This is a genomic window from Leisingera sp. M658 (assembly GCF_025144145.1).
GTDB lineage: Bacteria > Pseudomonadota > Alphaproteobacteria > Rhodobacterales > Rhodobacteraceae > Leisingera.
Window position 1 is genome coordinate 41,935 of record NZ_CP083546.1, and the last position, 13,058, is coordinate 54,992.

The following is a 13,058-nucleotide window of genomic DNA, read 5'->3' on the forward strand; positions in this document are numbered from 1 at the left end:
CGCCGCGGCAAGAATCTCTATGCTGCGCTGACAAAAGTGAGACCTCAGAGCGTGGAAGACAGCGCCGCCGCGGCGAACACCAGCTGAGCCAGAATGGACAAGGCCGGCAAAATACTGCAGCTGCGGTTTCTTTCGCTCTTCTTGTCTGGAAGAAAGAGCGTCCTGCGGGAAAATTGGTTTTGTCCCGGAACAGGGTCAGCCCCAGTCGACATCGCCCAAGAAGATGTAGCCCGCGCCATAGATCGTCTTGATCAGACGTGGATTCTTGGGGTCTTCGCGCAACTTAGTGCGCAGGCGGGAGACGCGCACATCCATTGCCCGGTCAAAGCTCTCTCCAGCCGCACCGCCAAGCGCCTCTTGCATCTGGGCGCGGGAGATCAGCCGCTTGGGGCTGTCGAGGAACAACCGCAGAACTTCGCCCTCGGCATGGGAAAACGGGGTTTCGCTGCCTGTTTCATCTTCCAGCAAATAGCGGTCGAAATGCGCGGTCCAGCCGGAGAACCGGGCGGTATCGCTGGCAGGGGCCGCTGTGCGGGGGGCGCTGCGCAGGCGGGCGCGGACCCGGGCGACAACTTCGGCCGGATCAAACGGTTTGGTGATGTAATCATCAGCTCCCAGCTCCAGCCCCGTCACCCGGTCCTGCACCTGGGCACGGCCGGAGATGATGATGACCGCCGCGCCTTGTTCCAGTGCAAGCCGGTGCACCAACGCCAGCCCGTCAGTATCGGGCAGCGACAGATCAACCAGGCAGACATCGGGTGCCATCCGGTTCAGAGCCGCCTCGAATTCGCGCGCGCGCGCGAAGCTTTGGGTGCGGAAGCCTGCGTCCTCCAGTGTGCTGGTCAGGATCCGGCGGATTTCCGGCTCGTCATCCAGGATGGTGACCAAGGGCGATGTCATGCGGCGGGCTCCGGTTTGATCAGCGCGGACAGTTGATGCGTGGTGAATGGTTTGCGCAAAACCGGCCCGCATTTCAAGGCCTTGCGGAACAACGGGTCGCTGACGGGAAGGGACGTCATCAGGATGCAAGGCAGGTTTGAGCCGTCAAGCCGGGTGGCCAAGTCGATGCCGGTGGCAGTCCCCTCCAGTTTGATGTCGGAGAGCACCAGCGCGATGTCTGGCAAGTCGGCGGTGAGCGCACTGGCTTCGTCCACGCTGGCCGCTTCGATCACCGAGTAGCCAAGATCAATCAGCATATCGCGAAAAGCAGCGCGCAGTTCTTGGCTGTCCTCGACCAGCAGGGCCATGCCGCCCTTGGCATCAGGTGCCAGCCGGTAGGGCAGCCGCAGGGTCACCGAAGCGCCGGTTTGGGTGTTGCTGATCCGCATGTCGCCGCCGGCCAGCTTGGCCATGTCGTAAACCATTGGCAGGCCAAGACCGGAGCCTTCGCTGCCTTTGGTGGTGAAGAAAGGGTTCAACGCCTTGTCCAGCGCTTCGGGGGAGAAACCGGGGCCGCTGTCGGTCACCGTGATTTCCACCCAGGTCTGCCCGACCGCATGGGCGCTGACAGTTATCTGGCCCGAAGTTCCGCAAGCGTCGCGGGCGTTCAGGATCAGGTTCAAAAGCGCATCCTGCAGCTTGCCGCTGTCCAAAAGCAGCACCTCGTCCGGCATGTTATCAAGGATGCTTAGCCCAATTCCCTGCGGCAGAGAGGGAGAGGCGAGGATCTTCAATTCACCCAGCAGCGCATGCATGTCGGCCGCCTGCGGGCGCAAGGTGCGCTGGCCTGTCATTTCAGCTATCCGGTTTAGCAGCCGGCCGCCGCGCTTGGCGGCCGAAAGCGTGCCTTGGACCAGTTCGGTTGCCTCGCTGCTCAGCCCCATTTTCTCCAGCTTGCTTTGCATGCCGAGTATTATGGTCAAGAGATTTGAGAAATCATGTGCCAGGCCGCTGGTCATCTGCGCCGCCATCTCGCGGCGGCGGGCCTGCTGCAGGGCAACCCGGGCCTGGGTTTCCTCAGTCACATCCATTGACAGGATATAGACGCCGCCGTGCTGGTCAGGGGTAAAGGCCACCCGGATGCGGCGGCTGCCGTGGCTTTCAGTGAACTCGAATACCGGGCTGCTGCCCTTGTAGGCCGCCAGCAAATGCGGCTCAATCCGGTCAAAGGCAGTCTCTCCCAACGCGTCCGCAATATGCATGCCGAGGATATCGGAGGGGCGGCTGGGAAACACCGAGCTGAGGCGGCGGTTGGTATAGGTGTAATAGCCGTCCGCATCGACGTGGGCGATATGGGCGGGCATCATCTCGGTCGTCAGCCGGGTACGGCCTTCGATCTCGGTCAGCTGGCGCTTGGTCTCTTCCAGGGCTGTATTTGTGGCTTCCAGCTGGCGGTTGGCGGCGGATAATTCCTCGGTATGGGTGATCAGCTTTTCTGACAGTTCCGCAGACCGCGCGCGCAACAGCTGTTCTGCCTGTTTGGCACGGGTGATGTCGGTGTAGACAGTGACCCAGCCACCCTGCGGCAATGGCGAGCCTTCGATCGAAATCATCTGCCCGTTGGGCCGTTCACGCTCCAGGTAATGCGGCACAAAATCCAGTGCCTGAGCAACCCGGCTTTGCACGATGTCCTTGGCATCTGTTTCCGGCGCGTATTCACCGGCCTCCGCAAGAAAGCGGATAGTGTCGGCAAAGGACGCCCCCGGCTGCACCAGATGATCAGGCAGTGAGAACATCTCTTGGAAACGCCTGTTGCAGACCGCCAGGCGCAGATCGTTGTCATAGATCGACAGCGCCTGGGCGATCAGGTTCAGCCCGGCGGTGGTCATGGCGGCGTGCGGCTTGCTTATTCGGTTCATGGTTCTCCCCGCTTCATGGCTAGCATCGCGGCGGGTGCGGGGCAAATCGCCATTCAGCCGCGGGAGAAGGCCATGCCGTGGCGTCAGACCGGCGATCTCCTTAGGGTTGCCGGACGCGGTGAGCGGAAGATGGTGCAAGTGATGCGAAACTTGAAACGACTGCCCGCTGCGTTTGATTCGAATTCCGGCCAGTTCGTGCGCATCCCGCGCGCTTTGCCCCGGTGTCGTTGCAAAGGCTGCAGGATTTTGTGTGCCCGGTGGCTCGGCAGCTTGCGTAACAGCCCGTAAAACAAGGGGAACAGCTTTGTTACAATTCGTAAGATTTGGGAAAACATCAGGAAAAAGTTGACGGGCTATTCTTTGCACGTCCCTACTCGGGGCCAGAACCGCGGGCAGCGGTCAGGTCCGGCAGCAACGCCGGAAAGGGAGGAAAGAAAGTTGGCTCAGATGCAGATGGGCGCCGAAGGGATGTTATCCCTGCCGGCGCTGCTTCAACGCAATGCGGTGCAATTCGCTAATGCACCGGCCTACCGGGAAAAGGAATTCGGCATTTGGCAATGCTGGACCTGGGCCGAGGCGGCAAAGGAAATCGAGGCGCTGGCGCTGGGCCTCATCAACCTTGGCGTGAATGAGGGCGATTTTGTCGCTATTATCGGCCGCAACCGTCCTTATCTCTACTGGTCGATGGTTGCTGCACAGGCGGTGGGTGCCGTGCCAGTACCGCTCTATCAGGACGCGGTGGCCGAAGAGATGGCCTATGTGCTGGGCCATTGCGGCGCACGCTTTGTGATCGTGGGCGATCAGGAGCAGGCCGACAAGGTGATCGAGATCCAGGATCAGCTGCATCAGTTTGAGCATATGATCTATCTCGACCCGCGCGGGATGCGGAAATACGAACATACCCAGCTGCACCAGTTCAGCCATATCCAGGATCAGGGCCGCGCGGCGCGCGACGAACTGACCGGTGAGCTGCAGGCGCGCCAGGCCAAGCTGACCTACGACAGCACCTGCGTAATGCTTTATACCTCCGGCACCACCGGCAAGCCCAAGGGCGTGGTGCTGTCGAACCGGAATGTGATCCAGAGCGCAAAGAACTCGGCTGAGTTCGACCATTTGACTTTGGGTGAGAACATCCTGTCCTACCTGCCGATGGCATGGGTGGGCGACTTTATCTTCTCAATCGGTCAGGCCTACTGGTGCGGTTTCTGCGTGAACTGCCCGGAAAGCGCCGATACCATGATGACCGACCTGCGAGAGATCGGTCCGACTTACTTCTTTGCACCGCCGCGGGTGTTTGAGGGCCAGCTGACCAATGTGATGATCCGGATGGAGGACGCGGGCGCCCTGAAGCGCAAGATGTTCCACCATTTTCTGGCCCATGCCAAGAAAGTCGGAGGCGACATTCTGGACGGCAAGCCGGTGGGTCTGATGGACCGGCTGAAATACGCATTGGGCAATGTGCTGGTTTACGGCCCGCTCAAGGATACGCTTGGCTATGGCCGCATCCGTGTGGGGTATACCGCGGGGGAGGCAATCGGGCCGGAGATCTTTGATTTCTACCGCTCTCTGGGTATCAACCTGAAACAGCTTTACGGCCAGACCGAAGCCACCGTGTTCATCACCGTGCAGCCGGATGGCGAGGTTCGCGCCGATACCGTGGGTGTTCCTGCACCGGAGGTGGAGATCAAGATCGGCGACAACGGTGAAATCTACTACCGCTCGCCGGGCACGTTTGTGGAGTATTTCAACAATCCGGAGTCCACGGCCTCGACCAAGGACGCAGAGGGCTGGGTGGCCACTGGCGATGCCGGTTTCTTTGAGGAAGGCTCCGGCCACTTGCGGATCATCGACCGTGCCAAGGACGTGGGCAAGATGGCTGATGGTGCGATGTTTGCGCCCAAATATGTAGAAAACAAGCTGAAATTCTACCCGGACATTCTGGAAGCAGTGTTGTTTGGCAATGGCAAGGACCGCTGTGTGGCCTTCATCAATATTGACCTGACGGCTGTAGGAAACTGGGCAGAACGCAACAATATCGCCTATGCATCCTATCAGGAACTGGCCGGACATCCGCAGGTTCTGGAGTCACTCCGCGGGCATGTGTCGGCGGTGAATCGATCGGTAGCGGAAGACCCGATGCTGTCGGGCTGCCAGGTCCACCGCTTTGTGGTGCTGCACAAGGAACTGGACGCCGATGACGGCGAAATGACCCGCACCCGCAAAGTGCGCCGCCGCATCGTTGAGGAGAAGTTCGACGACATCATTACCGCGCTGTACGACGGTTCGGAGCAGGTCTCGACCGTAACGGAAGTGACCTATGAAGACGGCCGCAAAGGGTCCATCAGCGCGACGCTGACTATTGTCGATGCGGACGTGAAACCGGCTGCGGTTCACAAGGTGGCCGCGGAATGATGCACGTATTTCCGGAAAAAAATCTGCCCCGTGCCGGGCAGGCCGGGCGGATCTCAGATCAAGTCGGGATTGAGGCCGGGATTGAAGGCCGTGTTGACCACCTGCTGGATCTTGAAGGGAGAGCTGAACCCGTGTGTCTGCTCGATGATCGAGGTCAGGCTTTCGGATTGGCTGAGGCCCATCTGCTTGCATTCTACGGCCATCTTCAGAAGGCAGGAATGTTCAAGTTCGCCAAACATTGTTTTGGTCTCCTTGCTGCTCGTTTTTTTCAAGTATCGCATGGAAACCTTAAAATTTCTATGTGGCAGAATAATGGAGGCCGTTGTTATGCTTGACAATTCCTTAAGCTTTGTGACTGACGACGGCCGCACCATCGGCGGTGTGGTGATGGAGATGAAGAACATCACCCTGCGGTTCGGCGGTGTGGTGGCGATCAAGGATATCTCCTTTGACATCCGCGAGGGCGAGATCCGCGCGATCATCGGCCCCAACGGGGCTGGCAAATCCTCGATGCTGAACGTGATCTCAGGCTTCTATGTGCCGCAGGAAGGCGAAGTGCTGTTTCACGGCAAGAAGCGCCCGCAGATGCGCCCCTATGAGGTGGCCCGCCAAGGCATCGCCCGCACATTCCAGAACATCGCGCTGTTCGAAGGCATGAGCGTGTTGGACAACGTCATGACCGGCCGTCTCAACTATATGAAAACAGGCTTGTTTTCGCAGGCTCTGTGGAAGGGCAAGGCGGAAAAGGAAGAGACAGAGAACCGCGAGGTTGTGGAGCGGATCATCGACTTTCTGGAGATCCAGCACATCCGCAAGACCCCGGTGTCCCGGCTGCCTTATGGCCTGAAGAAACGGGTTGAATTGGCACGTGCCCTGGCTGCCGAACCAAAGCTATTGCTGCTGGACGAACCGATGGCCGGCATGAACGTCGAGGAGAAGGAGGACATGTCCCGCTTTATCCTGGATGTGAACGATGAATTCGGCACCACCATCGCCCTGATCGAGCACGACATGGGCGTGGTGATGGATCTGTCGGACCGCGTCGTGGTGATGGATTACGGCAAGAAAATCGGTGACGGCACCCCGGATGAGGTGCGCAACAACCAGGATGTGATCGACGCATATCTGGGGGTCAGCCATGACTGAGTTGCAATGCAGCAACACCCAGCCCCGGCGGGGTGACACCCGTACATCCCCTGTACAGCCCCTGAGCACCGCCGCAGTGCAGAATTCCGTGGAGAGCCTCTAATGCCCGAACAACTCGTCTTTGCGATGGAAGTGACGCTGAACGGCCTGATGGCAGGCGTTCTGTATGCGCTGGTCGCGCTGGGCTTTGTGCTGATTTATAAGGCTTCCGGCATTTTCAACTATGCCCAAGGCGTGATGGCGCTGTTTGCCGCAATGACGCTGGTGGGGATCATGCAGGGGCAGGTTCCCTTTGCGCATATCATAAATGCGGTCTTTGGCGGCCATATCACCCATTTCGGCTGGAACGTTCCAGGCGTGCTGGCAATTGCCCTGACTGTCGGGGTGATGGTGCTGCTGGCCTGGCTGGTGCAGGTGCTGGTGATGAAACATCTGGTAGGGCAGGAGCCGATCATCCTGTTCATGGCCACTATTGGTCTTGCCTATTTCCTGGAAGGCGTTGCCGACCTGATGTGGGGGTCCGAGATCAAGACGCTGGATGTGGGCCTGCCGCAGGGCATCAACCTGTGGATCGACGAGACCACCTTTAACATCTTCGGCTACGGCTTCTTTATCGACAATCTGGATATTGTGGCGACGGTGATTGCGGCGCTGCTGGTGGCCGGGCTGGTCTGCTTTGCCCAATACACCAAGCAGGGCCGGGCGATGCGCGCGGTGGCGGATGACCATCAGGCGGCGCTGTCGGTCGGCATCTCGCTGAACTTCATCTGGGTGCTGGTCTGGTCTGTCGCAGGGTTTGTGGCGCTGGTCGCGGGCATCGTCTGGGGCACCAAGTCCGGTGTGCAGTTCTCGCTGTCGCTGATCGCGCTGAAGGCGCTGCCGGTGCTGATGCTGGGCGGCTTCACCTCGATCCCCGGCGCCATTGTCGGCGGGCTGATCATCGGTGTGGGCGAGAAACTGTTCGAGTTTGCCATCGGTCCGATGGTTGGCGGCGCCACCGAGAACTGGTTTGCTTATGTGCTGGCACTGCTGTTCCTGGTGTTCCGTCCGCAGGGTCTGTTCGGGGAGAAGATCATTGAACGGGTCTGACGCTCATATGACCTGCTCCCGGCCTGTTCAGCTTTCCAGCTTGCGGAATGCGGCGATGACAATGGCGGCGAATACCGTGGCGACCAGCGTGAAGGCTATGGTCAGATCGCCGATCAGCTGCCCGGCTAGGAGCGTTAGCAGCCCGGCCCCGGCAAGCCCCATCAGCATCAGCCCCCAAGGGCCGGGTGCGGTCCCGCAGGTTTCCCTGCGTGCCTCCCGGCGCGGCGGCTCGAATTCGAACGGCGGCAGCACTGTTGCGTCTTCCACCGTTGCCAGCAGGCGGCCCTTGGCCTCTGCAAATTCGGCTGCTGAAATGTCACCCTTCTTCCGCGCGGCCTCCAGCCGCCGGATTTCCTCAAAAATCGCGGTCATTGATCCCACTCACTTTACCCAAGAACAGGGTGGCAGAAAGAAATGGGCAAAATGTGGCCATGCACGGATTTCTGACAAATTGGTTAACGCCGGCGGTGCGGCATGACCAAGGCGATTGCCGTCATCAACGTGATTGCCTGGGCGGGCTTTTGGGCGTTCGGCTATCTGGCGCTGACCGCGGAAGGGTTCACCGAAACCCAGATTGTCACCGCGTCGCTGCTGGCAGCCTCAGGACTGATTACCGGCATCATTGCATATCTGCGTCTGGTGCGCGGCAGCGAGCGCAGCGGCTATGCCAAACCGTCAAACCGGATAACCCGCGCGCAGCGCGACGCGGCACAGGCGCAATGGGGGCAGATCGAATGATTGCCGCTGCTGAAACATTCAAGACAAACACCCGGACCGGGCCCTGTTTGCAACAGAAAGGGAGCATCTGAGACATGTTCTACCGTGAAGCCGGAGACTTCAAAACCTCCTATGCCGATGACAGCCAGACCTTCCCGATCAAGTTCGACCGCGTCCGCTATTATGTGGTACTGGCGGTGGCCTTTGGCATCATCCCCTTCCTGGTTAACGATTACTGGGCCAATGCGATCCTGCTGCCGTTCCTGATCTATTCAATTGCGGCGATCGGGCTGAACATTCTTGTCGGATACTGCGGGCAGGTGTCCCTGGGCACCGGCGGGTTCATGGCGGTGGGGGCCTATGCCTGCTACAAACTGATGACGGCCTTTCCCGAGGTCAGCATGTTCATCCATGTGATCCTGGCGGGCGGCATCACCGCGGTGGTCTGCATGGCCTTCGGCCTGCCCTCGCTGCGCATCAAGGGCTTCTATCTGGCGGTGGCGACGCTGGCGGCGCAGTTCTTCCTGGTGTGGCTGTTCAACCGGGTGCCGTGGTTCTACAACTATTCGGCTTCGGGCCAGATCAACGCACCGGAGCGCGATACCTTTGGCATCCTGATCACCGGCCCCAATGCGCCGGCCTGGGCCACCTATCTGTTCTGCCTGATTTTCCTGACGTTCTGCGCGCTGGTGGCCCGCAACCTGACCCGCGGTACCGTGGGCCGCAGCTGGATGGCGATCCGCGACATGGATATCGCGGCTGAAATCATCGGGGTGAACCCGCTCAAGGCCAAACTCACAGCATTTGCCGTGTCCGGCTTTTTCATCGGGATTTCCGGCGCGCTGTTCTTTGCGGTCTACCTGGGTGCGGTCGAGGTCGGCGAGGCCTTTGGCATCAACAAGTCGTTCCTGGTGCTGTTCATGGTGATCCTGGGCGGGCTGGGGTCGATCTTCGGCTCCTTTGCCGGCGCGGCCTTTCTGGTGCTCTTGCCGGTGGTGCTGAAAGTGGTGGGCGTCGATCTTCTGGGCTGGCCGACTGACATCGTGGCGCATTTCCAGCTGGTGATCGTGGGGGCGCTGATTGTGGTGTTCCTGATCGCCGAGCCGCACGGCATGGCGCAGCTGTGGCGCGTCGCCAAGGAAAAACTGAGACTGTGGCCCTTCCCGCACTGATGCGGGCACGGCCTGGAAACCGGCGGGGAGAAAAGCAAGACCACCCCCGTTTTAAGAAACAATCGGATAAGACCATAGGGAGGATTTAAGCCGATGAAAAAGACACTGACCACACTGGCGCTGGGCGCCGCGATGGCAGCCGGGCCGGCAATGGCGGACCTGGTATTCCCGGACCTCAGCTACCGCACCGGGCCTTATGCGGCCGGCGGCATTCCGTTCTCGGACGGCTATAACGACTATTTCACCCTGCTGAACGAGCGCGATGGCGGCATCGGCGGTGTTCCGGCCAAGGTGATCGAATGCGAGACCGGCTATAACACCGAGAAAGGTGTGGAATGCTACGAGTCGACCAAGGGTCAGGGCGCGCTGATCTATCAGCCGTTGTCCACCGGCATCACCTATCAGCTGATCCCCAAGGTGACCGCAGATAACATCCCGCTGCACACCATGGGCTATGGCCGCACCTCGGCGGCGAACGGCGAAGTGTTCAGCCATGTGTTCAACTATCCGGCCAACTACTGGAACGGTGCCTCGGGCGTTGTGAACTACCTGCTCGAAGCCAACGGCGGCGACATCAACGGCAAGAAGATCGCGCTGATCTATCATAACTCTGCCTATGGCAAGGAGCCGATCCGCACCCTGGAGGAGCTGTCCAAGAAACACGGTTTCGAGCTGATCGCCCTGCCGGTGGACCATCCGGGCCAGGAGCAGAAGTCGCAGTGGCTGCAGATCCGCCGCGAGCGTCCCGACAATGTCGTGATGTGGGGCTGGGGCGTGATGAACCAGGTGGCAATTCAGGAAGCTGCCAACATCCGTTTCCCGATGGAGAACTTCATCGGTGTGTGGTGGTCTGGTGCCGAACATGACGTGATGCCGGCAGGTGACAAGGCGGACGGCTACAAGGCGGTGACCTTCCACAACGTCGGCCGTGACTTCCCGGTGTTTGACGATATCCAGAAGTATGTCGTGGACGCGGGCAAGGCCGCAGGTGCCGGCGATCAGGTGGGCAATGTGCTGTATAACCGCGGCATGTACGCGGCGATGCTGGCAGCCGAGGCCGCTAAAACCGCGCAGGAGATCCACGGCACCGGGGATATCGACGCTGCGATGATGCGGGACGGCATGGAAGCGCTGGTTATCGACGAAGCCAAAATGGCTGCACTGGGGATGCCGAACTTTGGCCCGAGCTTCAATGTTTCCTGCGACAACCACGGCGGCCCTGGCCTGGTGGGTGTGACCCAGTGGGATGCAGAGAGCAAAACCTGGTCGCTGATTTCGGACTTCAAACCGTCCGATACCGAAGTGATCGGTAAGCTGATCGAAGAAGATTCGGGCGCCTATGCTGCTGAAAACAACATTGAGTCCCGCTGCAAGTAAGGGCTTTGGCCGGCCCCTGCCTTGGCGGGGCCGGAAACAACCGGCGCGGCAGAGAGCTGCCGCGCCACTCAACAGGGTTCCGGTTCAGGTCCGGGACAGTCATGAGGACACGCTTTGATGCTGGATGCAGCGAATACCGCCGCCGACACCTCTGATGTGCAGGCCGAGACCCTGCTGGAGGTCAACAATATCGAGGTGATCTACAATCACGTGATCCTCGTTCTGAAGGGCGTCAGCCTGAATGTCCCCAAGGGCGGCATAACCGCGCTGCTGGGCGGCAACGGGGCTGGCAAGACCACCACGCTGAAGGCGATCTCGAACCTGCTGCATTCGGAACGCGGCGAGGTCACCAAAGGCTCGATCAAGTACCGCGGCGCGCATGTCCATGAGCAGGACCCGGCCGAGCTGGTGAAGAAGGGCGTCATTCAGGTGATGGAAGGCCGCCATTGTTTTGAGCATTTGACGGTGGAGGAAAACCTGCTGACCGGTGCGTATACCCGTTCGGACAGCAGTGCCAAGATTCAGGACGATCTGGAGATGGTCTATCACTATTTCCCGCGTCTGAAGGAGCGCCGCAAAAGCCAGGCCGGCTATACCTCGGGCGGCGAGCAGCAGATGGTGGCGATGGGCCGTGCGCTGATGTCCCGGCCAGAGACGATCCTGCTGGACGAGCCCTCGATGGGGCTGGCGCCGCAGCTGGTGGAGCAGATTTTCGAGATCGTGAAGTCGATCAACGAGAAGGAAGGGGTGACCTTCCTTTTGGCCGAGCAGAACACCAACGTGGCCCTGCGCTATGCACATTACGGTTATATCCTGGAGTCGGGCCGTGTGGTGATGGACGGGCCTGCGGCTGAGCTGCGGGAGAACCCGGATGTAAAGGAATTCTACCTCGGGATGTCCGATGAAGGGCGCAAGAGCTTTCGCGACGTGCGGTCTTACCGGCGCCGCAAGAGGTGGCTGAGCTGATGCGGGGAGATGACGTGATGACCTATTTTGACACGCTTGAGACCCGCAGCGCCGATGAACGCGCCGCAGATCTTGCCAAGGCCTTGCCGGAGCAGATCGCCCGTGCACAGTCTGCCTCCGGATATGCGGAATTGCTGGACGGTGTGGATCCGGCGGCGGTGGTCTCGGCGGAGGCCTTGGCGGCGCTGCCGGTGCTGCGTAAGTCGGAGCTGAGCCGGGCGCAGGCCGGGAACCCGCCCTTTGGCGGTTTCACCGTGAAGCCTGCGACCGGCTTTGCCCATGTTTTCCAAAGCCCCGGCCCGATCTATGAGCCGGGCGGGGTGGATGGCGACTGGTGGCGGATGGGGCGGTTTCTGAACGCTGCCGGGATCGGCCGGGGCGATGTGGTGCAGAACTGTTTCGGCTACCATCTGACACCTGCGGGCATGATCTTTGAAAACGGTGCGCGGGCGGTGGGCGCGGCGGTGTTGCCTGCCGGCACCGGCCAGACAGAGCTGCAGGTGACGGCTGCGCGTGATGTCGGTGCCACCTCTTATGCCGGCACGCCGGATTACCTGAAGGTGATCCTGGACAAGGCCGGCGCCATGGGTGTGGAGCTGGCCTTTACCAAGGCGGCGGTGGGCGGCGGCGCGCTGTTTCCTTCCCTGCGTCAGGAGTATGCCGATCGCGGGATTTCCTGCCTGCAGTGCTACGCCACCGCTGATCTGGGCAATATCGCCTATGAAAGCCCGGCTATGGAAGGGATGATCGTCGACGAGCATGTGATCGTCGAGATTGTCACCCCCGGCACCGGCAATCCGGTGGCACCAGGTGAGGTGGGTGAGGTTGTGGTGACAACGCTGAACCCGGATTATCCGCTGATCCGTTTTGCCACCGGCGATCTGTCGGCAGTGATGCCGGGCGTTTCGCCCTGCGGCCGCACCAATTTGCGGATCAAGGGCTGGATGGGCCGGGCGGATCAGACCACCAAGATCAAAGGCATGTTTGTGCGGCCCGAGCAGGTGGCGGCGCTGGTCGACAAACATGACGAGATCGTCAAGGCGCGTGTGGTTGCCAGCCGCGATGGCGAGATGGATGCAATGACCGTGCAGATTGAGGCGCAGGGCGGCGACGAGGCAGCCTATGCCCGCTCGGTGATCGAGGTGCTGAAGCTCAAGGGCAAGGTCGAGGTTGTGGCACCGGACGCATTGCCCAAGGATGGGCTGGTGATCGAGGATCAGCGGACTTACGACTGATTTCTTCGCTGGATCCAAGAGGCACGGGCGCCGGCAACAGGCGCCCGTTTTCTGTTCAGCAGGCAGGCAGAGCGCAAGCAGTGCTTTCTGGCTGGAATTTCTGACTGGAATAGTCGTAATAGGGCAACGCGAAACATCAGCCGGAC

12 protein-coding genes are annotated in these 13,058 nt (G+C 60.4%); 8 read left to right on the forward strand and 4 right to left on the reverse strand.

From position 1 onward, the window contains the following. Nucleotides 1–195: 195 nt before the first annotated feature. The gene (locus K3724_RS00205) at nucleotides 196–900 is read right to left on the reverse strand and encodes a response regulator transcription factor (RefSeq protein WP_259989011.1); all 705 of its coding nucleotides are present in this window, start codon (nucleotides 898–900) and stop codon (nucleotides 196–198) included. Further along, nucleotides 897–2,798 (reverse strand): PAS-domain containing protein, encoded by a 1,902-nt coding sequence (locus K3724_RS00210; RefSeq protein ID WP_259989013.1) that lies wholly within the window; start codon nucleotides 2,796–2,798, stop codon nucleotides 897–899. The genes K3724_RS00205 and K3724_RS00210 overlap by 4 nt, the downstream gene beginning before the upstream one ends. 447 nt (nucleotides 2,799–3,245) lie before the next feature. On the opposite strand from K3724_RS00210, the gene K3724_RS00215 reads away from it, so the two are divergent. Further along, entirely contained in the window at nucleotides 3,246–5,210 is a 1,965-nt protein-coding gene (locus K3724_RS00215) for an AMP-binding protein (protein WP_259992720.1), read from the forward strand. A gap of 53 nt (nucleotides 5,211–5,263) precedes the next feature. On the opposite strand, the gene K3724_RS00220 is transcribed toward K3724_RS00215, so the two are convergent. Continuing rightward, nucleotides 5,264–5,449 (reverse strand): hypothetical protein, encoded by a 186-nt coding sequence (locus K3724_RS00220; protein WP_027257200.1) that lies wholly within the window; start codon nucleotides 5,447–5,449, stop codon nucleotides 5,264–5,266. A gap of 88 nt (nucleotides 5,450–5,537) precedes the next feature. Here K3724_RS00220 and K3724_RS00225 point away from each other — a divergent pair, with 88 nt between their 5' ends. Both K3724_RS00225 and K3724_RS00230 read left to right on the forward strand, forming a co-directional pair. Next, nucleotides 5,538–6,356, forward strand: coding sequence for an ABC transporter ATP-binding protein (locus K3724_RS00225; protein WP_259989016.1), 819 nt, complete (start codon nucleotides 5,538–5,540; stop codon nucleotides 6,354–6,356). A gap of 102 nt (nucleotides 6,357–6,458) precedes the next feature. After that, complete coding sequence (locus K3724_RS00230) at nucleotides 6,459–7,445, forward strand: branched-chain amino acid ABC transporter permease (protein ID WP_027257202.1); 987 nt, start codon at nucleotides 6,459–6,461, stop codon at nucleotides 7,443–7,445. Between the two features lie 27 nt (nucleotides 7,446–7,472). Here K3724_RS00230 and K3724_RS00235 read toward each other — a convergent pair whose 3' ends face one another. Beyond that, complete coding sequence (locus K3724_RS00235) at nucleotides 7,473–7,817, reverse strand: SHOCT domain-containing protein (protein WP_237455200.1); 345 nt, start codon at nucleotides 7,815–7,817, stop codon at nucleotides 7,473–7,475. A gap of 102 nt (nucleotides 7,818–7,919) precedes the next feature. Between K3724_RS00235 and K3724_RS00240 the strand changes: the two genes are divergently transcribed. The 5 genes from K3724_RS00240 (at nucleotide 7,920) to K3724_RS00260 (ending at nucleotide 12,912) form a co-directional block, all read left to right on the forward strand. Further along, a complete protein-coding gene (locus K3724_RS00240; protein WP_129369245.1) occupies nucleotides 7,920–8,183 on the forward strand; it encodes a hypothetical protein in 264 nt (87 codons plus the stop codon). 74 nt (nucleotides 8,184–8,257) lie between these two features. Continuing rightward, complete coding sequence (locus tag K3724_RS00245; RefSeq protein WP_129369246.1) at nucleotides 8,258–9,334, forward strand: branched-chain amino acid ABC transporter permease; 1,077 nt, start codon at nucleotides 8,258–8,260, stop codon at nucleotides 9,332–9,334. A gap of 93 nt (nucleotides 9,335–9,427) precedes the next feature. Then, nucleotides 9,428–10,711, forward strand: coding sequence for an ABC transporter substrate-binding protein (locus K3724_RS00250; protein WP_259989021.1), 1,284 nt, complete (start codon nucleotides 9,428–9,430; stop codon nucleotides 10,709–10,711). 117 nt (nucleotides 10,712–10,828) lie between these two features. After that, nucleotides 10,829–11,677, forward strand: coding sequence for an ABC transporter ATP-binding protein (locus tag K3724_RS00255; protein ID WP_259989023.1), 849 nt, complete (start codon nucleotides 10,829–10,831; stop codon nucleotides 11,675–11,677). A gap of 17 nt (nucleotides 11,678–11,694) precedes the next feature. Then, nucleotides 11,695–12,912 (forward strand): phenylacetate--CoA ligase family protein, encoded by a 1,218-nt coding sequence (locus tag K3724_RS00260; RefSeq protein WP_259989025.1) that lies wholly within the window; start codon nucleotides 11,695–11,697, stop codon nucleotides 12,910–12,912. The last annotated feature ends 146 nt before the right edge of the window (nucleotides 12,913–13,058 follow it).